At 60.5% G+C, this 22530-nt stretch carries 25 protein-coding genes; 7 read left to right on the top strand and 18 right to left on the bottom strand.

The window, feature by feature from the left end; all coding sequences use genetic code 11:
• Positions 1–29 precede the first annotated feature (29 nt).
• Positions 30–935, bottom strand: coding sequence for a flagellin N-terminal helical domain-containing protein (locus AC1D2N_RS08125; protein ID WP_018244818.1), 906 nt, complete (start codon positions 933–935; stop codon positions 30–32).
• Positions 936–1380: 445 nt separating this feature from the next.
• On the opposite strand from AC1D2N_RS08125, the gene AC1D2N_RS08120 reads away from it, so the two are divergent.
• Entirely contained in the window at positions 1381–3297 is a 1917-nt protein-coding gene (locus tag AC1D2N_RS08120; RefSeq protein ID WP_065276529.1) for an O-linked N-acetylglucosamine transferase, SPINDLY family protein, read from the top strand.
• A gap of 242 nt (positions 3298–3539) precedes the next feature.
• Here the strand turns inward: AC1D2N_RS08120 and fliP are convergent, their stop codons facing one another.
• The 13 genes from fliP to flgF form a co-directional block, all read right to left on the bottom strand.
• Positions 3540–4277 carry a flagellar type III secretion system pore protein FliP gene (gene fliP / locus AC1D2N_RS08115; protein ID WP_018244816.1) on the bottom strand — a complete coding sequence of 246 codons (738 nt, stop codon included), beginning with the start codon at positions 4275–4277 and terminating at the stop codon, positions 3540–3542.
• Positions 4274–4777 (bottom strand): flagellar basal body-associated FliL family protein, encoded by a 504-nt coding sequence (locus AC1D2N_RS08110; RefSeq protein ID WP_018244815.1) that lies wholly within the window; start codon positions 4775–4777, stop codon positions 4274–4276. The genes fliP and AC1D2N_RS08110 overlap by 4 nt, the downstream gene beginning before the upstream one ends.
• A gap of 12 nt (positions 4778–4789) precedes the next feature.
• Positions 4790–5506, bottom strand: coding sequence for a flagellar basal body L-ring protein FlgH (flgH, locus tag AC1D2N_RS08105; protein WP_003556536.1), 717 nt, complete (start codon positions 5504–5506; stop codon positions 4790–4792).
• The gene (locus AC1D2N_RS08100; protein ID WP_018244814.1) at positions 5503–6045 is read right to left on the bottom strand and encodes a MotE family protein; all 543 of its coding nucleotides are present in this window, start codon (positions 6043–6045) and stop codon (positions 5503–5505) included. The genes flgH and AC1D2N_RS08100 overlap by 4 nt, the downstream gene beginning before the upstream one ends.
• Complete coding sequence (locus AC1D2N_RS08095) at positions 6042–7163, bottom strand: flagellar basal body P-ring protein FlgI (protein WP_018244813.1); 1122 nt, start codon at positions 7161–7163, stop codon at positions 6042–6044. Before AC1D2N_RS08095 ends, AC1D2N_RS08100 begins: the two co-directional genes overlap by 4 nt.
• Entirely contained in the window at positions 7160–7642 is a 483-nt protein-coding gene (gene flgA / locus AC1D2N_RS08090; RefSeq protein WP_018244812.1) for a flagellar basal body P-ring formation chaperone FlgA, read from the bottom strand. Before flgA ends, AC1D2N_RS08095 begins: the two co-directional genes overlap by 4 nt.
• A 15-nt stretch (positions 7643–7657) precedes the next feature.
• Positions 7658–8446 (bottom strand): flagellar basal-body rod protein FlgG, encoded by a 789-nt coding sequence (gene flgG / locus AC1D2N_RS08085; RefSeq protein WP_018244811.1) that lies wholly within the window; start codon positions 8444–8446, stop codon positions 7658–7660.
• 19 nt (positions 8447–8465) lie between these two features.
• Complete coding sequence (gene fliE, locus AC1D2N_RS08080; RefSeq protein WP_018244810.1) at positions 8466–8807, bottom strand: flagellar hook-basal body complex protein FliE; 342 nt, start codon at positions 8805–8807, stop codon at positions 8466–8468.
• A 2-nt stretch (positions 8808–8809) separates the two neighbouring features.
• Positions 8810–9226, bottom strand: a complete 417-nt coding sequence (flgC, locus tag AC1D2N_RS08075) for a flagellar basal body rod protein FlgC (protein WP_130651732.1) — start codon at positions 9224–9226, stop codon at positions 8810–8812.
• A 4-nt stretch (positions 9227–9230) separates the two neighbouring features.
• Positions 9231–9623 carry a flagellar basal body rod protein FlgB gene (flgB, locus tag AC1D2N_RS08070; protein WP_018072565.1) on the bottom strand — a complete coding sequence of 131 codons (393 nt, stop codon included), beginning with the start codon at positions 9621–9623 and terminating at the stop codon, positions 9231–9233.
• A 180-nt stretch (positions 9624–9803) separates the two neighbouring features.
• Positions 9804–10346, bottom strand: a complete 543-nt coding sequence (locus tag AC1D2N_RS08065) for a hypothetical protein (protein WP_018244808.1) — start codon at positions 10344–10346, stop codon at positions 9804–9806.
• A gap of 2 nt (positions 10347–10348) precedes the next feature.
• A complete protein-coding gene (gene fliI / locus AC1D2N_RS08060; protein ID WP_130651731.1) occupies positions 10349–11746 on the bottom strand; it encodes a flagellar protein export ATPase FliI in 1398 nt (465 codons plus the stop codon).
• A 21-nt stretch (positions 11747–11767) separates the two neighbouring features.
• The gene (gene flgF / locus AC1D2N_RS08055; protein ID WP_018244806.1) at positions 11768–12502 is read right to left on the bottom strand and encodes a flagellar basal-body rod protein FlgF; all 735 of its coding nucleotides are present in this window, start codon (positions 12500–12502) and stop codon (positions 11768–11770) included.
• Positions 12503–12756: 254 nt separating this feature from the next.
• Here flgF and motA point away from each other — a divergent pair, with 254 nt between their 5' ends.
• The 6 genes from motA (at position 12757) to AC1D2N_RS08025 (ending at position 18164) form a co-directional block, all read left to right on the top strand.
• Positions 12757–13629, top strand: coding sequence for a flagellar motor stator protein MotA (gene motA / locus AC1D2N_RS08050; protein WP_018244805.1), 873 nt, complete (start codon positions 12757–12759; stop codon positions 13627–13629).
• Positions 13630–14580, top strand: coding sequence for a FliM/FliN family flagellar motor switch protein (locus AC1D2N_RS08045; RefSeq protein ID WP_018244804.1), 951 nt, complete (start codon positions 13630–13632; stop codon positions 14578–14580). It begins immediately after the preceding gene.
• A gap of 65 nt (positions 14581–14645) precedes the next feature.
• Positions 14646–15233, top strand: coding sequence for a flagellar motor switch protein FliN (gene fliN, locus AC1D2N_RS08040; protein WP_018244803.1), 588 nt, complete (start codon positions 14646–14648; stop codon positions 15231–15233).
• A gap of 28 nt (positions 15234–15261) precedes the next feature.
• On the top strand, positions 15262–16302 hold the full coding sequence (gene fliG / locus AC1D2N_RS08035; RefSeq protein WP_018244802.1) for a flagellar motor switch protein FliG: 1041 nt from the start codon (positions 15262–15264) through the stop codon (positions 16300–16302).
• Positions 16303–16635: 333 nt separating this feature from the next.
• Positions 16636–17715, top strand: coding sequence for a flagellar biosynthesis protein FlhB (gene flhB, locus AC1D2N_RS08030; RefSeq protein WP_026188625.1), 1080 nt, complete (start codon positions 16636–16638; stop codon positions 17713–17715).
• A gap of 5 nt (positions 17716–17720) precedes the next feature.
• A complete protein-coding gene (locus AC1D2N_RS08025) occupies positions 17721–18164 on the top strand; it encodes a hypothetical protein (protein ID WP_018244800.1) in 444 nt (147 codons plus the stop codon).
• A 110-nt stretch (positions 18165–18274) separates the two neighbouring features.
• Here AC1D2N_RS08025 and visR read toward each other — a convergent pair whose 3' ends face one another.
• From visR to cheT, 4 genes are all read right to left on the bottom strand, one after another.
• Entirely contained in the window at positions 18275–19021 is a 747-nt protein-coding gene (visR, locus tag AC1D2N_RS08020; protein WP_018244799.1) for a transcriptional regulator VisR, read from the bottom strand.
• Positions 19022–19029: 8 nt separating this feature from the next.
• Positions 19030–19776, bottom strand: a complete 747-nt coding sequence (gene visN / locus AC1D2N_RS08015; protein WP_026188624.1) for a transcriptional regulator VisN — start codon at positions 19774–19776, stop codon at positions 19030–19032.
• A gap of 447 nt (positions 19777–20223) precedes the next feature.
• Positions 20224–21915 carry a flagellar basal-body MS-ring/collar protein FliF gene (fliF, locus tag AC1D2N_RS08010; protein ID WP_018244797.1) on the bottom strand — a complete coding sequence of 564 codons (1692 nt, stop codon included), beginning with the start codon at positions 21913–21915 and terminating at the stop codon, positions 20224–20226.
• 211 nt (positions 21916–22126) lie between these two features.
• Positions 22127–22516, bottom strand: coding sequence for a chemotaxis protein CheT (gene cheT / locus AC1D2N_RS08005; protein WP_018072555.1), 390 nt, complete (start codon positions 22514–22516; stop codon positions 22127–22129).
• Positions 22517–22530 lie beyond the last annotated feature (14 nt).

Below are 22530 nucleotides of genomic sequence, written 5' to 3'. Positions count from 1 at the left end.
GAAACTTGGAAACCTTGTGCCGACCGGTCTTAGCGGAAGAGCGACAGGATGTTCTGCGAAGAGGAGTTCGCGATCGACAGCGACTGGATCGCCAGCTGCTGCTGGGTCTGCAGGGCGCTGAGCTTGGAAGATTCTTCTTCCATGTTGGCGTCGACGAGACGGCCGACACCGGAGTCGATCGAGTCGCTGAGAGCAGACACGAAGTCGTCCTGGGCGTCGATGCGGCTGGAGAGCGAACCGAGAGCAGCGCCGGCGCTGGTCATGGCCTTCAGAGCCGCTTCAACGTTGGTCAGAGCCGACTGGATCTGGCCGGCGGTGAAGTTGGTGATGTCCATCGCGTAGATCGAACCGGTCGCACCACTCGAAGTACCGAGGATACCCGTGGAGGTTTCGACCGAGCCGCCGCTCATACCGAACAGAACGTTGCCCGCAGAGCCGCTGTCGAGAACGTAGTCGGTCGTGGTGATGGAAACGGCGTTGGAGCCGTCGCGGACGAACGAGGAGACGACGCTCTTGGTGCCAGAGGCGCCGGCAACCCAGTTTTCGCCGTTGAAGGAAGCCGACTGAGAGATGCTCAGGAGCTGCTGCTGCAGCTGACCGATTTCTTCCTGGACCTTGGCCTTGTCGACGCCGTTTTCAGTCGCGGCAACCAGCTTGGCCTTGATGTCGCCGACGACATCGATGGCGCTGTCCATGGCGGTGTAAGCGGTGTCGACCTTGGCAGCGCCTACGCCGAGAGCGTCGGAAACGGCGGAAAGTGCCTTGTTGTCCGAGCGCATGGTCGTTGCGATCGACCAGTAAGCAGCGTTGTCCGAAGCCTTTTCAACGCGGTAACCAGAAGAAACGTGGTTCTGCGTGTTGTTGAGGCTCTGGTTAACGCTACGCAGCGTCTGGAGAGCGGCCTGCGCGGAAGTATTGGTGTTAATGCTTGTCATAAGTCTGTCCCCTGGAAAACTAGATACAAAAAGGAGGACATACCGGACTATAGTACCGGCGATGACGGACCAGCTTCATGCTACTCGGCGCCTTTTTTGTTTGGCCCAAACCCGTCATGTCCAGGGCAATCTCGCAGCCAATGCTTGCCAACTCCTTAAAAATACAGGCGCAGGCCGGCTCCTCGCAGGGGATAGTTAATGCTTGCTGAATATATTCCTTGGCACTCTAATTCTCTTGAAAACCAAGCGTTTTCCCTAGGCAAAAGTCGGCATTTCCCCTCGAAAACAGAGGTTCACCAAGCGCACCGGTTTCAAGCAAGCTTCGAATGCCAATGTGGCAGGCGCCGGGATAGCACCATCGGACCGATCCGCCCGTTTTTGCGGAGGACGGCCTGTCCGTGCCTCGGCGGTCGACGCCAGAACATTTCCTTCACGGAGTTGGGTTTTGAACAGCAAAGTTTCGTTCTCTGCGGCATCCAAGGATTACCAGATGGGCCGCTACACACAGTCCTTGGCAACGCTCAACCAGCTGATGGATATTCAGCAGGACGCCAAGACCTATGCGCTGCTGGCCAAGAACCTCGTGCAGCTCGGCTTCAAGGCCGATGCCGCGAAAGCCTATGGCCTGGCCGGCAACTGCGAAGGACCGAACTCCTACGAATACCAGAAACAGGCGGCCAAGCTGCACTACGAGACCGGCAGCGAGGACGATGCTCTGCTGATCGCCATGCGAAACCTTAGCAAGGCGCAGGAAGACCCGGAACTCGCCTTCATCATCACCGCGATCTATCTGAAGCGGCAGCAGCGGGATATCATCCGCCCGTTCAAGACGGTGCTGTCGCAGAGCGCCAATCCCGATCATATGCGCCTGGCAGCCCTGCTACTGAGCGACGATCTGAACGATGCAACCAACCAGAGCCTCTCGCGCAACCTCTTCAAGCGGTTTCCAGGCAATCTTGCATTCCGCTTCCTGCATCTGGTTTTCGCCCGCGAATTCAATGAGTTCGAAGAGGCAAGCAAACATCAGGCGGTGATCGATGCCTCACTCGCAAAGGGCGATGTCGAGATCCTGCGCAAGGATAACCCGTTCTATCATCTGCACTGGTGCGGCAACGAGGATTTCAACCGATATGCGACGATCGGCACCACCCCCCTCAACCCGGAACGGGTGGCCCTCCGCCGCAACCAGCCGCACAGCTGGTCGGACAAGATCCGGATCGGCTACATGTCATCGGACTTCTGGGATCGCCACGCCACGATGAAGCTCTTGCAGCGCATCCTCGAACTGCACGACAAGGACCGGTTCGAGGTGACGCTCTTCTGCCATACTGGCCCTGAATACCTCAAGCACAACAATACCGATCGCAGCCGCTGGGGCCGGATCGTTACTGTTCATGGCTTCTCCGACCAGGGGATGCTGGCGGCGGTGCGCGAGCATAATATTGACATCATGGTCGACCTGAAGGGCCATACTTCGGGCAGCCGCGCGTCGGCCTTCAATTTGCCGCTCGCGCCGGTGCATGTCGGCTGGCTCGGTTTCCCCGGCAGCACGGTCAATATCGATCTCGACTACGTCATCGGCGACCATTCCGTATTGCCCGAGGTGGCCAAGCCCTTCTACCATGAGAAATTCTGCCGGCTGCCGGAGAGCTACCAGCCGAACGACCCGATGCATCGCCCGAAGCCGCGTCCTGTCACCCGCGAGCAGCTCGGCCTGCCGGAAGACGCCTTCATCTTCGCGTCCTTCAACGGCAACCGCAAGATCACGCCGGAGACGATCGACAGCTGGTGCCGCATCCTCAAGCGCGCGCCAAACAGCGTGCTCTGGCTGATGGCGAACACGCCGCGCAACCAGGCGAACCTCTTGAAGCAATTCCAGGCGGCGGGGATCTCCGCCAAGCGGATCATCTTCTGCCCGCGCGCGCCCTACGAAGAGCACATCGACCGTCAGCAGGCGGCCGACATCGGCATCGACACCTTCCCCGTCAACGGCCACACGACCACTTCGGAGCAGCTCTGGGGCGGCCTGCCGGTCCTGACCGTCAAGGGCACCAACTTCGCCTCACGCGTCAGCGAGAGCCTGCTCAGGGCCATCGACCTGCCCGAACTCGTGGCAAGCGACCTGCAGGCCTATGAGGACCTTGCCGTCGAACTGGCTGAGAATCCCGCGCGGATCGCGCAATACAAGGCGCATCTCAAGGAGAAGCGTTATATCGCGCCGCTCTTCGATGCCGAACGGTTCTGCGACCATCTGGAGCAGGCCTATGAAATCATGGCCGAGCGTGCCAAGCAGGGTCTTGCACCCGATCACATGGACATTCCGGCGCTGCCGCCGCGCACGGCGCCGTTCGCGGCCGAGTGAGGTTCGATCCGCACTCCGTTGCGCGTCGGTTCAGGCGCGCAACGGGCGCTGCAGCACTTTGGGATGGCTGCACAATTAGAAACCCGCCGGAGCGATCCGGCGGGTTTTCTCATTGGCGAATATCAAGCTGCGGCAGCCGGCTAGAGCAATTCCAGGAAAAATGCGAAGCGGTTTTCCGTCCGGAATTGCGTAAAAACAAAAGGATAGAGCGGTTCTGCGCTTCCGTTAAAAGCTGAACCGCTCTAGCTGAACGAGCGCACCAGGCTGCCGACGAGCAGGTTCCAGCCGTCGATCAGCACGAAGAAGAGAATCTTGAAGGGCAGCGAGATCGAGGTCGGCGGCAGCATCATCATGCCCATCGCCATGGTGATGGTGGCGACGATGAGGTCGATGACGAGGAACGGCAGCACGACGAGGAAGCCGATCTCGAAGCCGCGGCGAATCTCAGAAATCATGAAGGCCGGGATCAGCACGCGGTAGTCGATCGGATTGGTCGTCTGGATATTCTGCCCGCGTTCGCGCGCCAGATCGACGAAGAGCGCCAGATCCTTGTCGCGGGTATTGGCCGCCATGAAGGTGCGGAAGGGTTCGGCGATACGCTGGACCGCCTCGGTCTCGTTGATCTGATTGGCAAGCAGCGGCTGCACGCCGTTCTGCCAGGCCTGATCAAAGGTCGGCGACATGACATAGAAGGTCATGAACAGCGACAGCGACAAAAGGATCATGTTGGAAGGCGTCGAGGAGAGGCCCATCCCTGAGCGCAGGATCGAGAAGGCGATGATGAAGCGCGGGAAGCTCGTCACCATGATCAGGATGCCCGGCGCGACCGAAAGAATGGTCAGCAGGCCGAATGTGCGGATGATCCAGGCGGCGACGGAGCCATCGACCGGCACGTTCAACAAGTCAGTCGGCAGCTGCTGTGCCACCGCCAGTTCCGGTACCGCCATCATGGCGGCAAGGAAAACTATGAGACGAATCATTCGATGACAAATGTCCTGAACATGACCTTCGATACCCGCCCTTGCGAGCGAAGGTCAACACGTTCCTGTATGTCATCCTTGAGATATTGAAAGCCGCGCGGCCCCTCGATCTGCTGAAGGGAAACGGTTCTGATGTAGGCGAGGATATCCTGATGAATTTCCTCGGAAACCTTGACATCCGGCGGCCCGTTGAACAGCAGCGCGACTTCGAGTCGCACCCAGTTTTCTGAGGGGTAGGCGAGGTTCGAGGTGATCGGCTCGAGCTGGACGACGCTGTTGGCCTCGGTCGAGATGCGCGCCAGACCTTCCTCGGCCTTCTTCTTGGCCTCGGCATCCTTGGCCTGCTCGACCTCCTTGGCACCCTTAATGTTGGGCGCGACGATGGTGCCGACCGCCCAGCCGCCGCCGGCGCCGAGCAGGGTCAGGACGACGACGCCGATGATCGTCATCAGCGTGCCGGATTTCTTCGGTTGGCCTGCGCTTGCGTCTGGTTCTGCCATCGTCGTTCAGCCTCAAAGCGGCGAGAAAAGATCGACGGCCTGCTGGCCGCGCGGAGGCTGCTGCACTTCCATCAGGCGGCCGCGGCCACCATAGGAAATGCGGGCTTCGGCGATCTTGTCGTAGGAGATCTGGTTTTCGGCGTTGACGTCCTGCGGACGAACGATACCAGCAACGTTCAGGATGCGCAGTTCCTGGTTCAGGCGGACTTCCTGCGAGCCCGATATGACGAGGTTGCCGTTCTCGAGAATGCCGGTGACGACGGCGGCGACCAGAAGGGTGAGCTTATCGGTGCGCTCGATCTTGCCCTTGCCGTCGGTGCTGGTGTCGGAACCATAGGTCAGATCGGTCTTGGACTCGGGCGTCCAGCCGAAGATCTGGGCGTTGACGTCCCAGTTCATGCCGCTCGAATTCTTGCGGCTGCGGTTGGTCTCGTTGTCGAAGGAGCCCTTGTCGTTGATCTGGATGTCGACGGTCAGGATGTCGCCGACGTTGAGCGCGCGCGCATCCTTGAAGAGAGCGGCCTGCGAATCGCTCCACAGCGAGTAGCCCTGCGCCACGGCGCGCGGCTGCTTCGGATAGAGCGCCATCTGCGGCGTCTGGCCGTAGGCAAGACCGCTTCCGATCGGGCTCATGGCGGGCGCGCGGCCGATCTCGCTGACCGCCGTCGGAGACTGGCAACCTGCAAGGAGTGCGAGGGCGGCGATCGCGGCCGGGAAACGCATATTCATGAAGGATCCTTCGACGTATTGGGATCGGACGCACTGGCAATGACGCTGGCGATGGCAGCGGCCTTCTGCGGGTCCATCTCGTTGAGGATGAGGCTCGACTGCCGCGGGCCGAGCCGCATGATCACAGCGGAGGCCACCTCGATCTTCATGTCCTGCAACTGGAGTGCGGCCGCATCCGGCTTCATCTTCTTGTAGATCTCGGTGAGGCCGGCTTCCGCCTGCTTCAGGAAATCGTCGCGCCGCTTCAGCCAGTCCTGATATTCGGCCTTGCGCTTGTCCATCTCCGCCATGCGGGCGTCGATGTCGGCGCGAAGCTTTTCCAGTTCCTGCTTCTGCAGGAGATAACGCTGGTCGCGGGCGGGCTCGGCAATGTTGGTACAGAACTGCTTGATCTCGTCCTGGGACGTGATGTCGCCAGCCGGCGCATGTTCCTGCGCGAAGGCGCCGGGGATCGACACAAGGACGAGGCCCGCGGCCGGCAGCGCCAGCCGGCGCAGCAATTGCAGGACCGTCATGTCAGGGTTGATGATCTTGATCATTGCAGCACAAGCTCCGCCTGCAGGGCGCCTGCCGATTTGATGCCCTGGAGAATGGCGATAATACCATCCGGTTTCACCCCGATGTTGTTGAGGCCGGCGACGAGGGTCCGGAGGTCAGGGCCGTCGATGATCGCGACGCGCCCGCCGGTCTGCTGCGCGGCGATATCGGTCTGCGGTTGGACGGCGGTTACGCCGCGCGAGAAGGGTTCGGGCTGGATGATCTGCGGCGTTTCGGTGACCTGAACCGTCAGGGTGCCGTAGCTGACGGCAACCGGCGAGACGCGGACGTCCGAGCCGATGACGATCGTTCCGGTGCGTTCGTTGATGACCACCTTGGCCGGCGTATCGGTCTCGACGATGAGATTTTCGATGTCGGCCATCAGCCGAGTGAGATCGGCCGTGCGCGGCTTCTGGATCACGACTTCCTGCGAATCCTTGGCTTCGGCAACCGGGCCGCCGAAGCGCGCCGAGGCATAACCATTGACGATGTCGGCGATACGGATCGCCGTCGAGAAGTCGGGGTTGCGCAACTGCAGGACGAGATTGACCGAATCCTTGAAGCGGGACGGCAGTTCGCGCTCGATGATCGCGCCGCCAGGCACGCGGCCGGCGGTGGTGACGCCTTCGGTGACGGTCGCCGCCTGGCCCTGCGCCTGAAAACCGGAAACGATGGCAGCACCCTGCGCGACGGCGTAGATCTGGCCGTCGGCGCCGGAAAGCGAGGTCATGACGAGCGTGCCGCCGCGCAGCGACGTCGCATCGCCGAGCGAGCTCACCGTCACGTCGATACGGCTGCCAGGGCTTGCGAAAGGGGGCAGGTTGGCGGTGACCATCACGGCCGCCGTGTTCTTGGCGTTGGACTGGCCGCCCTGCGTCGAGATGCCGAGATTCTGCAGCATCGCGCGCATCGACTGCTCGGTGAAGGGTGAGGACCGGAAGCCGTCGCCGGTCCCCTGGAGGCCGACGATGAGGCCATAACCGATCAGCTGGTTATCGCGGCCGGCCTGAAGGGAGGCGATGTCCTTGATGCGGGAGGTCAGCGCCCAGGCGGGCGCGACATCAGCCAAACTCATGGCGAGAACCGCGACAAGAGTAACGAAACGGAAGAACAATTTCATTTTGCCCTCACATGGACCGTGCCGTCCGCAAGCACCGTGCCGCTGACGATGACGCCGGAATCCATATTGCGCGCGCGGACGACCTGCCCGGTCGCGCCGTCTTCGAGCGGCGTGCCGGCGGCGGAGATCGTCATCGCCCCGAGCGAGAAGACCAGGCGGATCGAGGAGCCACGGGTCACGGTATAGGCCTCGCGCAGGGCCGAAACCGAGATGGTGCGGCCCGGCAACAGCGTGCGCTTGGAAACCATGCCTTCGACCTGCGAAACGGATTTGGCATAATCGCCGGCGAGGTTGGGGTTGGTGACCTCGACCTCCTGAAGCTGGCTGGCCGACAAAGTGTCGCCGGGGTAGATGATCGTGGTCGGGACGACGGCATAACCCATGCCGGCATCCGCGTTCGCGGGCAAGATAATGCCCGCGACTGCGATCGTGGCTGCCGCCACCCATCCTGAGATGTGTCCTGCCCGGCAAAACATCATGTTTCGGCCCTTCCCTTACTTCAGGTTCTTGCTGACGATGGAGGCCATTTCATCAGCGGTGGTGATCACCTTGGAATTCATTTCGTAAGCGCGCTGGGCCGAGATCAGCTCGGTGATTTCCTTCACCGGGTCAACGTTCGAAGATTCCAGGTAACCCTGCTTCATGTAGGCGAAACCTTCCTCATCGGGATTGCCGATGACCGCTTCGCCGGAGGCCGCCGTTTCCTGGAAGAGATTGTCGCCGAGCGGCTGGAGACCCGCCTCGTTGACGAAGTCAGCAAGCGTCAACTGACCGAGCACGGTCGCATCCGTCGCACCCGGCAGCTTGGCAGAAACCTGGCCGGAGCGGCTGATCGTCAGCTCGGTCGAGCCTGTTGGAATGGTGATGCCGGGAAGGACCTCGTAGCCGTCGATGGTGACGAGCTGGCCCTGGTCGTTCTTGTTGAAGGCGCCGGCGCGGGTGTAGAGCGTCGTGCCGTCGGTCGACTGGATCTGGAAGAAGCCCTTGCCGATCAGCGCCACGTCGAGATCGTTGCCGGTCTGGGTCAGTTCGCCCTGGAGATGCAGGTTGCGGACCGCCGAGGTCTGGACGCCGAGGCCGATATTGGCACCTTCCGGAACGACGGCCTGGTTGGCGCGGTTGGCGACACCCTTAGCACGTTCGGTCTGGTAGAGAAGATCCGAGAATTCGGCGCGAGCGCGCTTGAAACCCGTCGTATTGATGTTTGCGATGTTGTTCGCAATGACTTCCAGATTGGTCTGCTGGGCATCCATGCCCGTTGCTGCGATGGCGAGCGCTCTCATGTGTTCGTCCTCAAATCAGTTACATCTGCATCTTGGTGACTTCGAGAAAGGCCGAGACGACCTTGTCGCGGATGGCAATCGCGGTCTGCAGCGTCTGCTCGGCCTGGAGCATGGAATCGACGACTTCACGCGTCGTGGCCGTGCCCTTGATACCGGCAAAGGACATGCTTTCCGCACCCTTCAGGCTGGTGACCGCGTCGCTCGCCATGTTGCCCATGACCGAGGCGAAGCTCATGCCATTGGCGGCACCAGCGGCGCCCGGCATGGTGGCGGCAGACGACGAGGCGGAATTTTCGGCGTCGGCGGCGCCGAGCGCACGGGTCATTGACAGGTTGCTGACATTCTGGACGCTGCTGATCATGATTATTGGCTCTTCAGGAGATCGATCGTGGAGGAGATGAGATCGCGGGTCTGTTTGATGGTCTGCAGATTGGCGTCATACGAGCGGTTGGCTTCGCGCATATCGGCCATCTCGACCAGGATGTTGACGTTCGGCAGCTTGACGACGCCCTTCTTGTCCGCAGCCGGGTTGCTGGGATCGAATTCAGTGCTGAAGTCGCTTTCGTCGACGCCGACCTTCTTGACGCCGACCGTCTCGACGCCGCTGGCGCGATCCATCTGCTGGCCGAAGGTAATCGTCTTGCGCCGATAGGGCTCGGCGCCGGGCGTGTCGCCAGTCGAGCGGGCATTGGCGATGTTTTCCGAGACGATGCGCAGGCGCGTTGACTGCGCTTCGAGCCCGGAGCCGGCGATTTTCATTGCTGCTGAAAGCGGATCCATGACTTTACCTTCTGACGGTCATCAACATCATGCGGTTGAAGGAACTGACCAGCGAGGTGTTCAGATCGTACTGACGCTTGATATCGCCCGACTTGGAAAGCTCCTCGGCCAAACCGACCGTATTGCCGGATTCCTGGACGCCGATTTCCTGGTCGAGTGCAGCCTCCTTGACGTCGATATCGCCGCTGTTGCTGAAATCATTACCGCTGAGATGCGCCGGATTGGTGCGCGCCATGGCGATGTCGGACTTGTCGAGCACAGCGTCAAAGGGCGTGACGTCCTTGGCGTGGAACTTCGGGGTATTGGCATTCGCGATGTTGCCGGCAACAACCTGCTGACGAATCGTCAGCCATTCCGCCTGTCGCGAAGCCAAGTCGAAAAGTTGGATTGGTTGCATGAAACTCTCCGTTTTTACTGTCCCGAACCTAGTGCGGTAATCTTGCGTGGGACTTACGGGAATTCAGGCTTCGAGAGGCTTTTGTGCGAACGCCGCCGCTATCAAAAGAACAGGGGCAAAAGAACAGGGGCTCCGGCCGGTTCGCGGCGGAGCCCCTGTTGCCTGGGTTTGCGGACAGGTTCAGTTGTTCTGGTAGGTCTCGCCCTTGGAGGTGACGATCACCCATTTGCCGTCGCGCTGCTCGAGCGTCGCAAGGCGGCTTTCATCGGGCAGGATCGAGCCGATGCGCACCACATACATCCCGGAGGGATCCTCGATCAGCGCCCGGCCGTTGGAAACATGCAGCAGGCGGAAGGATGATTTGCCGGGGAAGGGCTGATCCTCCAATATGGGGCCGCCATCGCGCTCCTTGCCGAGATCGGACACCGTTGCGGTCGTCAGCGGATCAATCGGCGGGGCCTTTTTGTCCCCCTCGTTCTTGTTGACCATGGCAAGCGGCGAGACGCTGAAGACGTTGCGCGCCGGCCAATCCGGCAGTTCGCGCGAATTGCTGCTGGTGGCAACATTGATGCCGAACTTGTCCGCGTTGAAGAACACGTACCAGGGGAAGAAAGCGGAGGCGCCGGCAAGCGCCAGGCCGGTATAGGTCAGCAGCCGATCCAGGATGACGGTTTTCTTGCGTTGCTTCAGGGAAGCGATGCGTTCGTCGTCGAATTCAGTCACGTCTATCTCCTCTGGATGGGTCCGCCCTGATTGCCCATGCCGGCTGCAGCCTTGAGCGCGCCGGCGAGATCGGCAAAGGCATCGGGCGAGTCGCGATCGCCCGGAGACTGTTTCAGGACGTCGTAAATGATCGGCACCTGCTTGACCGCCATGTCGAGATCGGGATCGGCACCCTGGCGGTAACCGCCGATCAGGCGCAGGTCGCGCGTCTCCTCGAAGCGGTGAATCAGCACCTTTAGCCGCGACACCAGCTTTTCCTGGTCCGGCGTCCAGGCCTTGCGGGCAAGACGCGAGATCGAGGCGAGCGGATCGATGGGAGGATAACGCCCTTCTTCGGCGAGACTGCGCTGCAGGACGATATGACCGTCGAGGATGCCGCGCGTCGAATCGGCAATCGGGTCGTTGTGATTGTCGCCGTCGACGAGGATCGAGATGATCGCCGTGATGGTTCCGGCGGCCTCGGGGCCGGGACCGGCGCGTTCCAGCAGGCGTGGCAGCTCGGTGAAAACGGAAGCGGGATAGCCGCGCGCGATCGGCGGCTCGCCGGAGGCGGTCGCCACCTCGCGGATCGCATGGGCGAAACGCGTGACGCTGTCGACGATGAAGAGGACGTTCTCGCCCTTGTCGCGGAAATGTTCGGCGATGGTGACGGCCGTCAGCGGCGCCATCTTGCGAAGCATCGGGCTCTCGTCGCTGGTTGCGACGACCGCGATCGCCTTCCTCATATTGCTGCCGAGCGTATCCTCGATGAATTCGCGCACCTCGCGGCCGCGTTCGCCGACGAGCGCAATGACAACCTTGTCGAAAGCATCGGCGCGGGCGAGCATGGACAGAAGCGTCGACTTGCCAACACCGGAGCCGGCGAAGATGCCGAGGCGCTGCCCCAGGCAGAGCGGCGAGAAGATGTCGATCGCGCGCACGCCGGTCTTGAAGCCGGTCTCGACACGCTTGCGGGTCATCGAGGGCGGCGCGGTATTGGAGATCGAGCGGCGATCGAGCCCCTCGGTGACCGGACCCAGCCCGTCGATCGGCTCGCCGAGCGAGTTGACGGTGCGTCCACACCAGCTGTCTGACGGTGAAATGCGGAAGGCGCCCTTGCGGATGACGGTATCGTGGATGCCGATCGGCTCGCCGGGTTCGATCGGGCAGACATAGATCAGCTCCGGCTCGACGCGCACGACTTCGCCCAGATGGATGCCGGTCGCCGATTTATGGGCCACGAACTCGCCGAGACGAACATGGCGGGAGAGACCGTGAACCGTGTAGTGGCCGGCGGCGATGGTCTGCACGCGACCGCCATGGGCAACCGCGAACTCCGGCGATGCGTATCGGTCGACGAGGCCCGCCAGATGCGCCAGCTTAGGGGAGAGGCCGTCCTCAGACAGTAGCGTGGTGCTCATACTTTAACTTTCAACTTTCGCCTAGCGGCTGCCCCCAAGTGTCTGGACGGCTTCCTTGAAGGAATCTTCGCTGTCGCGCATCAGCGACGAGACACTTTCGAAGGCGCGGTTGACTTCAATCAGCTGGGTGATCTCGCGCATGGCGTTGACGTTGGAGTTTTCGAGATAACCCTGCTCGACACCGACATTGAAGCGGTCGACGACGGCGCGCGGCTGGTCGGTGGTCATGATGCCGCTGTTTTCGTAGCGCAGGTAACCCTTGCTGATATCGGCCTCGAACAAGCCGAGCGAAGCGACCTGGCGTTTGTCCTGATAGATGATGCCGTCGGTGCCCACGGCCGGCTCGCCGCCTTTCGTGTTAAGCTGGATCGGCGCACCGCCTGCGTCGAGCACGGGATATCCCCTGATCGAGACGAGCTCGCCGGTATCCTTGATCGTGAAGCGACCGTCCCGCGTCAGCACCTGGCCGGCCGGCGTTTCGAGCGAAAACCAGGCATCGCCCTTGATGGCGAAATCCAGCATGTTGCCGGTGTGCTGCAGTTCGCCGTTTCCCTCGTTCAGATAGTCGTTGCCCTGGGAAACGAAGGCGACTTTGGTGTTCAGCTTGTTCTTGGTATTCGCCACCATCTCATCGAACTTCACCTCGGTGGCGCGAAAACCGGTCGTATTCACGTTCGCCATGTTGTCTGCGATGGTGTTCAGACGCTTTTCGAGGGCCATCTGCGACGACAGAGAAACATAAAGACCGGATTGCATGTCGGTAAGCTCCAAGCATTGGCGATGAACGGGACGAAAAGCCGGGCGTCGTCTTGAGTGGTTCGGCCGGGATTTCGCTGAGGCGGCATCTCAGAAACGGGCGCGGGCACCCATTCGTCTCCTTTAGACTGACGGCAGATGCTTGCGCGAAGCTGGCACGCGGAACTGCCTCGCGATCGGGCCTTTCATCAGCCTCACGCAAGGCAGAAACCCTATCCGTCTCAAAGAAAAGCAACGTTCAGATTGGGCTGACGATGAATATCATTATCGGATTTATAGTGACTTGCGGCTGTATCGTCGGCAGCTTCATGGCCATGGGCGGCGAAGTGGACGCGCTGTTCCAGCCCTTCGAATTCCTCATCATCGGCGGCGCCGGCCTCGGCAGCTTCATCATGGCGAACCCGATGAAGGTGGTGAAGGACTCCGGCAAGGCGCTCAGCGAAGCCTTCAGGCACGCTGTGCCGAAGGAACGCAATTATCTCGATACGCTCGGCGTGCTCTATTCGCTGATGCGCGACCTGCGCACCAAGTCGCGAAACGAAATCGAAGCCCATATCGACAATCCGGCCGAATCGACGATCTTCCAGGCGGCTCCGACGGTTCTGAAGAACAAGGAGCTTACGGCGTTCATCTGCGACTACGTGCGCCTGATCATCATCGGCAACGCTCGCAGCCACGAGATCGAGGCGCTGATGGACGAAGAGCTCAACACCATCATGCACGACAAGATGAAGCCCTACCACTCGATCCAGATCATGAGCGATTCCTTCCCGGCGATCGGCATCGTCGCGGCCGTTCTCGGGGTCATCAAGGCGATGGCCCACATCAACGATTCGCCTGAAGTGCTCGGCCACCTGATCGGCTCGGCGCTCGTCGGCACCTTCCTCGGCATTCTCTTGTCCTACTGCGTCTGCTCGCCGCTGGTCTCCCAGATCAAGGTCGTGCGCAACAAGCAGCACCGCCTCTACGTCATCGTCAAGCAGACACTGCTTGCCTATATGAACGGCTCGGTGCCGCAGGTCGCTCTCGAATACGGCCGCAAGACGATCTCGGCTTACGAGCGTCCGTCCATCGATGCGGTCGAGCAGGAAATGATGAACCCAGGTGGCGAAAACAAGGCGGCTTAAATGACTATGAGCAATGCTTCGCACGACAAACCGACAATGGATCCTGCCCTCCTCGCCAAGCTGACAGGCGGGCTTGGCGACAGAGGCAGGGTCGCCAAGATCTGCAGTTCCTTCGGGGAAATCTACAGCGAATTCTTTCCCGACGTCATCAAAAGCGAGACCGGCCTCGATGTGACGGTCAACTATCTCGGCTGCGAGATCGGCTACAAGAACCACCTCATCGAAGACCTGAGCGCGAACGTCACACTCGTCGACGCGACGCTGCGCAACTGGTCGCAGAACATTACGCTTGCCTGCGGCAACGGCTTCGTCATCACGCTGATGGAGCATCTGCTCGGCGCCACCGCCGATACGATCGAGGAACCGGCCGACCGAATGCTTTCGATCATCGAGCTCGATCTGGCGGTCATGGTCTTCGACAAGATCGCCAAGGTGCTGCGCTCGGCCGTCAACGCGCCGGGCGGTTTCGAACCGAGCCTTTCGGCCCCGCACGCCCATGACATGCGCGCCCGGCCGCAGGAGGATCGTCCGGATGAATTCGCGGCCGCCATCAACATGTCGATCACGCTTGCCGGCATCGTTTCGGAATTTTCGTTGATCGTTCCGCAGACGGCACTGCTCAAGACCAAGGTGACGCCGCCGAAGCCGAAACGCCAGGCCAGCAGCAACTCGGCGGAATGGACCGAACAGCTCGGTGACCAGGTCCGCCGCTCACATGTCACGCTCGAGGCCAAGATCAGGCTGCAGGACCTGACGCTGCGCACGATATCGAAGCTGATGGTCGGTGACGTCATTCCGTTCCGCGACCACGGCGACGTGCGTGTCGAGGTCAGCGCCAACAGCAAGGAATTGTATGTGTGCGAGTTCGGGCGTTCAGGCGAAAATTACATGGTCCGCGTCAAGGATACGATGAACTCGGATGATGAACTCATCCGTCATTTAATGAATTAATCGGTTCTCTGGCTTTTGGGCTGCAAAGGCAGTTTGAGGCAAGTTTCAACTGGAATAGTGATTTCATGGCTACGAAGAAAACACAGCAGAACAGCGACCTCTCCCTGGATCTTCCGGGCAGCGAAGCGGATCTCGATCAGGCGATCGACGATCTGCGCGGCGTGCTGAAGCAGGATGCCGACGGCGACCTGTCGCAGTTTGGCGACGACCTGCAGAGCGACCCCTTCGCAGCAGGAACGGACCTGGCGGCCTTTGGTGGCGAGACTTCGGAAACCCCCTTTGGCAGCGACGATTTCGGCGGCGACTTCGGCGGCGGCGATGCCAGCCCGGCTGCCGGCATGGATTTCGGCAGCAGCTCCTCCTTCGAGGCGTCCCCGGCCCCGCTCGGCAGCGCTTTGAATTCCAACTTCGACCTGATCATGGACATCCCGATCGACGTCCAGATCATGCTCGGCACCAGCCGCATGCAGGTATCCGGCCTGATGAACCTCAATGAAGGGGCGACGATCGCCCTCGACAAGAAGATCGGTGAACCGGTCGAGATCATGGTGAATGGCCGCAGGATTGCCCGCGGCGAAATTACGGTGCTTGATAACGACGACACGCGATTCGGTGTGAAACTGATAGAAGTTTTGAGTACGAAAAAAGCCTGATCCCTGTGTGGGACGGAGAGGTTAGACCATGATGGACTTTGACGATTTCGGCGGCGCGCTAGCCGGGAAACCGTTGACCCAGGCTGAAAAGGCGGCGGCTGTTCTTCTCGCTATGGGAAAGGGTGTCGCCGGCCGGCTGTTGAAGTATTTCACCCAGGCCGAACTGCAGACCATTATCTCATCCGCCCAGTCGCTGCGCGCCATTCCGCCGGACGAGCTGCTGTTGCTCGTCTCCGAGTTCGAAGACCTCTTCACCGAGGGTGCCGGGCTGATGGACAACGCCAAGGCGATCGAGGCCATTCTGGAAGAAGGCCTGACGCCCGACGAAGTCGATAGCCTGCTCGGCCGCCGCACCGCATTCCAGGCTTACGAAACCTCGATCTGGGATCGCCTCAGCGAGGCGGAGCCGGCATTCGTCGCACAGTTCCTGCTGCGCGAACATCCGCAGACCGTCGCCTATATTCTTTCGATGATGCCCTCCTCCTTCGGCGCCAAGGTGCTGCTGCAGCTTCCCGACAACCGCCGTGCCGACATCATGAACAGAACGGTCAACATGAAGGCGGTCAGCCCCAAGGCTGCGCAGATCATCGAAAACCAGGTCATGACGCTGCTTGCCGAGGTCGAGGCAGAGCGCAATGCAGCCGGCTCGACGAAGGTCGCCGATCTCATGAACGAGCTCGACAAGCCGCAGGTCGACACGCTGCTCAGCTCGCTCGAATCGATCAGCCGCGAGTCGGTCAATAAGGTTCGCCCGAAGATCTTCCTGTTCGAGGACCTCATGTACATGCCGCAGCGCAGCCGCGTCATGCTGCTCAACGACATCTCGACGGATGTGCTCACCGTCGCGCTGCGCGGGTCGCCCCCCGAGATTCGCGAATCGGTTCTCTCCGCCATCAGCCCACGCCAGCGCCGCATGATCGAATCGGATCTGCAGAGCGGCATGGGCGGCGTCAATCCGCGCGAGATCGCGATTGCCCGCCGCGCCGTGGCCCAGGAAGCGATTCGCCTGGCCAATTCCGGCCAGATCGAGCTCAAGGAAAAGGAAGGCGACGCTTCGGCAGCCGCCTAAAACGCGTCGCAGTGAACTGATTCATGCGACTCGTTTTAGTTCCTTGTTTTATGCACGTCGTTATCCCGGAACCGCTGCACACTTCCAGGCGACATGCATCGGCACGTCGAGACTGTTGACAAATCCGGCATGCCGAAAGGCGGCTGTTGATCGCCGTGCCACAGGCGACTACCCTTCCAGCCATAGACCGCTCTAAAGCGCGTCGCATAGAACTCGGTTCCTGCGACGCGCTTTAGATCTTTGTTCTGATGCCTGTCGTTATCGCAAAACCGCTGCACCTTTTTGGGCGGCATGCATTAGCTGCGGCCTATTTCTTTGACGGAGGGCCGCGACTTGGCAGACGATGACAAGGACAGCAAAACAGAAGCCCCAACCGCGAAAAAGCAAAGCGATGCCGCGGAAAAGGGCAACGTGCCGTCTTCGCGCGAACTTTCCATCTTTGCGACGATCCTCGCGACCTTCATTTACCTCGTATTCTTCCTTCCCGACAGCGTCGGACGCATGAGTGAAACGCTGCGCGACATCTTCGAACAGCCCGATCAATGGAAGATCGAGACGGGGCCGGATGTGCTAGCGCTGTTCGGGCGGCTCGGCTGGGCAAGTGCCGCGCTGGTGGCGCCCGCCTTCATCCTGTTCATGGTGTTCGGCATCGCCTCCTCCGTCTTCCAGAATCTGCCGACACTGGTGCTTGAACGCATCCGCCCGCAGGCCTCGCGTATCTCGCCGATCAAAGGCTGGTCACGACTGTTCAGCGTGCCCGGCCTGGTCGAATTCGGAAAATCGCTGTTCAAGGTCGTCGTCGTCGGGGTGATCCTGTTCTTCGTGCTCAGGAGCGAATATTTCGGCTCGATCGACGCGATGTTCTCCGATCCGCAGACGATTCTCGTGCGAATGATGGCAGCGATGCGCAAGATCATCATCGTCATGCTGATCGCCACCGCGATCGTGGCGATCGCCGATCTTTTCTGGACGCGCCATCACTGGTTCACAGAGCTGAAGATGACGCGGCACGAGGTGAAGGAAGAAAACAAGCAGGCGCAGGGCGACCCCTTCGTCAAGAGCCGGCAGCGCTCGCTGATGCGCGACCGCGCGCGCCGGCGCATGATCGCCAACGTGCACCGCGCGACGCTGGTGATTGCAAACCCGACGCATTATGCGGTGGCGCTGCGTTACGCGCGTGAAGAAAACGATGCGCCGGTGGTGCTGGCCAAGGGTCAGGACCTTATTGCGCTCAAAATCAGGGAGATTGCCGAGCAGAACGGTATACCGGTGTTCGAGGATCCGCCGCTTGCGCGCTCCATGTTTGCGCAAGTCTCGATCGATAGTGTCATCCCGTCAGTCTTCTATAAGGCGGTTGCGGAGCTCATCCACCGGGTCTACGCCGCAGACGCCAAGAACAAACGGGTCAGATAAGCCGAATGAAAAAATGTCCCCACTCTACCCAGCGTGAAAAGATCCTCGCAGACGCGATCAGCCCGGTCGCCACTGAACTGCGCCTACTGGATGCTTCTGACCTTATTTCACTGCTGCGCTTCGAGTATTACGGCAATCTTTCCGATCTCGTCGCTTCGGCGGCGGAGCTTTTCTTTCATCCGGGCACGGTGAATTTCGGCCTGGGCGGCAATTATACGCTGGAGTGGGGTGGCAAGCCCGAAGTCGTTCTCGACCTGGAAATCAAACCGCGCGGCGTCACCGTCTACGCGCAGCTCACCCTTGCCGAAGATCACGCCGGCATCGAGATCAATCATATCGCTTTCCAGGATCCCTCGGCCGATCCTGACGAGAACACCATCTTCCTCAAAAAGAGCCTTCGGGAAGCGCGTTACAGCGTGAACCAGCTGCCTCAGTCGCTGGCCGGCTGACGACTTTCAAGACAACCGAGCTTTCACATTCGCCTTGGACCGCAATTCAAAGCGTTACAGCGTCGCTTGCGCGTCTAAAAGACGCGCAACGCTGGAAGGACTGCGCGGGTTCAGCTGATATAACCGAGCCGGATTGCCTTGGCGATCGCCTGAATACGGTTGACGGAATCGAGCTTGATGGTCGCCGAGCCGAGATAGGCGTTCACGGTGTGCACCGACAGGCCGAGCTTGTCGGCAATCTCTTCGCTGATGCGGCCGTCGCCCGCAAGCTGCAGACAGGCGATCTCGCGTTCGCTGAGCGCCTCGGCGGCGGCCGTGCGGCGTTCGTCGAGCGAGAGTAGATCCATCATGATATGGCAGCAGCGGCCGTGCAGCTCGACGATGGTATCGCTCGAGGGATCGATCTCATCGCCGGTAAAAAGGATGAAACCGTTGCCGACGGCGCCGAGCCGCACCGGAAAGGCAAGTCCGGAGAAAGGCAGAATACCGTCCTGCAGCCGTGTCATGAACGGCGCGAAGTCCGCCGGACCGGGCGCCGCACGGTCGTAACCGCCGGCCCATGAAAGCGGCAGCAGCGATTTGTCGATATGGTCGAGAAGAATATCGCCATAGGCGTCCGTGAAGGCCTTGCCGAAACCGGCATTGGACGGTCCCCAGTTCTCAAGCTCGCAGACAAGCCGCTGCTTTGCCGGAAGGCCCGAACCGCTGACGCGGAAGATCGCGAATCCTTGCGCATCGACGAGCTTCTGCATCGCGATCAGCCGCGGAAAAAGATCGGACCGGCTGGAAATCCTGCTCACACGCACCATGCGCAGCTGCTCAGCGCTGCTCATCGTCCTGCCTGATGGGTGCCCCATAGATCCCCCTATACGAGATTATTCCGGACGGCGAAAGCAATGGCCTCGGACCGGGTCTTGGTCGCCGTCTTGCGCATCACACTGGTGATGTAGTTGTTGATGGTATTGCGGGAAATTCCGAGGATCATCGCGATCTCGTCGCTGGTCTTGCCCTCGGCAATCCAGAACAGGCATTCCAGTTCCCGGTCCGTCAATTCGAAATCGCGATCGACCCTCGTCCCGCCGCAGCGAAGGAAGCTCGCGACATAACCTGCAAGCAGACCGACATCGCGCAACCGCTCCGGCGAAAGAATGAATCCCTCGCCGAACAGGAACATCAGAGCCAGCCGCGACCGGCCGACATTGAAGGTCACCGAACAATATTGGCGGCTGGCGCCGTCCGGAACTTCGGCACTGTCAGGCAGAAGAGCAAAATTCGGCTGGAAGACCTGCATGCATCTTTCCAGCTCGGTGGAACGGGCATAGCCGCGGACCAGATCATTGGCGATGTCCCTGACCAGGTCGAAGGGCCAATCAGACGAAACGATGAAATCGAGGCCACTTTCCTGAAGGAGATCGCAGCGCGCCAGAAGGTAGTGCGAAGCACCCACGTAGTCCGTCAGTGCGCGCAGACCAGACTGCAACCTGCCGCTGCTGGTGACACCGTGGAGGCGCTGGAGCAGCTTATCGCGCGGCAACAGATCCGGCACCACCGCGCTCGCGAAATTCGCCATCTGCCTCTCGCCTTTGCTCGCCTGAATTACATTCATATCCATTGGCAACGTCCTGCGGCTGAGAAACGATCGAACTCGGTGCAACAGCAATTTTTCTGTAAGGGATTCAATTCAAGTCCCGCTCGAATCCCATTTCGAATCACCTAAGGGTAAGCCAGCCGATGCAAATCACCATCTCCGACTTCTAGGGATTTACTTTCGCTGTCGCCAATGCACTGATTCGATCACTCGTTCCAGCCTTCAAGATATAGGGAGGCTAAGGTGATTCTGGCGGCATCGCAACTTGCTTCGCGTTTTACGCGAGTCAATCTCATCATGTCGCGCTACAGCCGCATTTCAGTGGTCGGGTCTATCGTCTTATTCGAATTCCCGACCCTGATTGTCATGCCAGGTCTCTCGCATCTCCAGCCACGGCTTTTCAGCAAACAGCGGTTGGGGAATCAAGCTTCGGTACCGACATGAAAAAAGGCCGGTTGCCCGGCCTTTGCTTTACGCTGCGTCGTCGATCGCCCATTTCCTGAGGATTTTCGCGGCGCGTTCCTCGTTGATCTCGACCATACGGGAAAGCTTGCGTTCCGGACCTTCCTTGACGCGCCGATTGAAGTTTCCATCGTCGTCGCCGAGGCTGAGCAGGTCTTCGGTACTGTCGAAGCCGAAATCGGACCCGAAGCCGTCCATGAGGGCGCCACCGGCGGCTCCTGATGCAGGCGCGAAGTCCGGAAGCTCGAGGCCGGCCGCTTCCGGCGTGGCGTCGCCGAAAGCCGCGGAGCTGCCGTTGCCGCTGACGCTGCGCACCAGCGGCCGCAGACCCATCCAGACCACCACGAAGGCGACCGCGACAAAGGCGAGCGAGTTGATGATGCCGGCAAGGTTGCGGCTCAGCATGTCCATGACTCGGACGCCACCGGTGGCGTCTTCAAGCAGCTGGTTTTCGAGGAAGTCCATGGCCGTGACGGTGACGACGTCGCCGCGCTTGGCGTCGATGCCAGCCGCCGAAGCAACGATCTTCTGCATTTCGGCAAGATAGGCGTCAACCTTGGTCTGGTCGGCGGGTTCTCCGACCATCTTGGCGATGCGGCCCTTGTTGACCACCACAGCGATCGACAGCTTCTCGACCTTATAGCTGTTGCGGGTCGTCGCCGTCGTCTTGCTGTTGATTTCGTAGTTGGTCTGCTCTTCGCGCTTGTCGGATTTGTCCTGCGATTCGGGCCCGGCGGAACCGCCGGCCTCGGGGGCCGCCTGCGGAATGTTCTGCTCGACCGTCGTCGCGCTATCGGACTGCTTCTGCTGCGACTGCTGGGCTTCCTTCGTCGAGCGAACCGAGCGTTCGACCTTGGATTCGGGATCGTAGGTCGTTTCCTGGATCTGCTGGGCGTCCGTGTTGAGATCGGCGGTGACGCTGGAGCGGAAGTTGTCCATGCCGAGGAAGGGTGCCAGCGCCTTGTCGATGTTGGATTCGACTTCCTGCTGAACGTTCTGGACGATGTTGAGCGAGCGGTTCAGCGAGCTGTTGCTCGCCTCGTCGCCGGAAGCGAGCAGCTGGCCGGCGGAATCGAGAATGGTCACGTCATCGACGTCAAGCCCCGGCACAGCCGAGGCGACGAGGTGGCGGATCGAGGTCGCTGCGCTGCGCCCGGTGGTCGCGCTGGCGCGAATCATGACGGAGGCAGTCGGTTTCTGCTCCGCCTTCCGGAAGTTTCCGACCTCCGGCATGACGATGTGGACGCGTGCGGCTGTTATGCCCGAGATCGACTGGATGGTGCGGGCGATTTCGCCTTCCAGCGCCCGAACCCGCGTCACCTCCTGCATGAAGGAGGTCAGGCCGAGAGAGCCGACATTGTCGAAGAGTTCGTAACCGGCATTGGCGCTGTTCGGCAGGCCGCGCTCGGCAAGCATCAAGCGGGCCTTGCCCGTCATCCCCGCGGGGACGCTGATGCTGGTGCCGTCCGTGCCGACCTGGAAATTGATGTTGGCTTCGGCAAGCGCCATGCTGATCTGGTTGAGATCCGGCGAGTCCAGACCGACATAGAGCGTTTCCTGTGCCGGCTTGTTGACGAAAAGGGCAGCCGCAAGGACGATTGCGATAGAGACGGCACCGACGCCTCCAAGAATCATCAGGCGCGTTCGGCCCAAGGCGCCGAAGTTCTTAAATATCTGAACTAATTGATTTAACAGATTCATTCTGTTCTCGCACGATCCGTCAAAGACAAAGCAGGCTTATTGCCTCATCAGACGAATAGTCGGCGAAACTTGTGCGAGCGTTTCGTGAAGAACGGCAGGGCCGAAAAGGTTCCAAAGCATGTCGCGCAAAAGTGTGCAGCGGTTTTGCGAAAACGACATGCGCAAAATGGGCCTAAAGCGCAAGGCGCGAATCTGAAGATTGCGACGCGCTTTAGAAGAAATCGAAGTCGCCGGCTGCCTTGCTCAATGGCTGGGAATGGCCGTGGCGTGTGGCGCCGCCCAATGCCTTCTGCATCTCTGCCAGCTTGACGAGGCTGAGCGCGGTTGCGACATCGACTGCCCAGCCGTGCGGGATTTCACCGGTGATGGTATCGATAAATTCGGCAAGGCCGCGCGATTTCTGCACGGCCAGATCAATGCCCTGCATGACCTTCATGGCATCCGGCGAATTCAGGATTTCGGCGCCGCCGATTTCGAGAAGCTGCGGCTCGATGCGCTCGATGAGATAGGCGACATCGTGCAGTTCGGACACGATGCGCATCAGGATGTCGCTCAGCGCTTCAACAGGCGCAGGCGGCTCCATCACCGGGTTAAATGTCATATGAAAATCCTCGC

This window comes from Rhizobium sp. P1_B8 (assembly GCF_056406515.1).
Note: the sequence above shows the minus strand (reverse complement) of the source record. Positions and strands in the feature narration are given on the sequence as shown.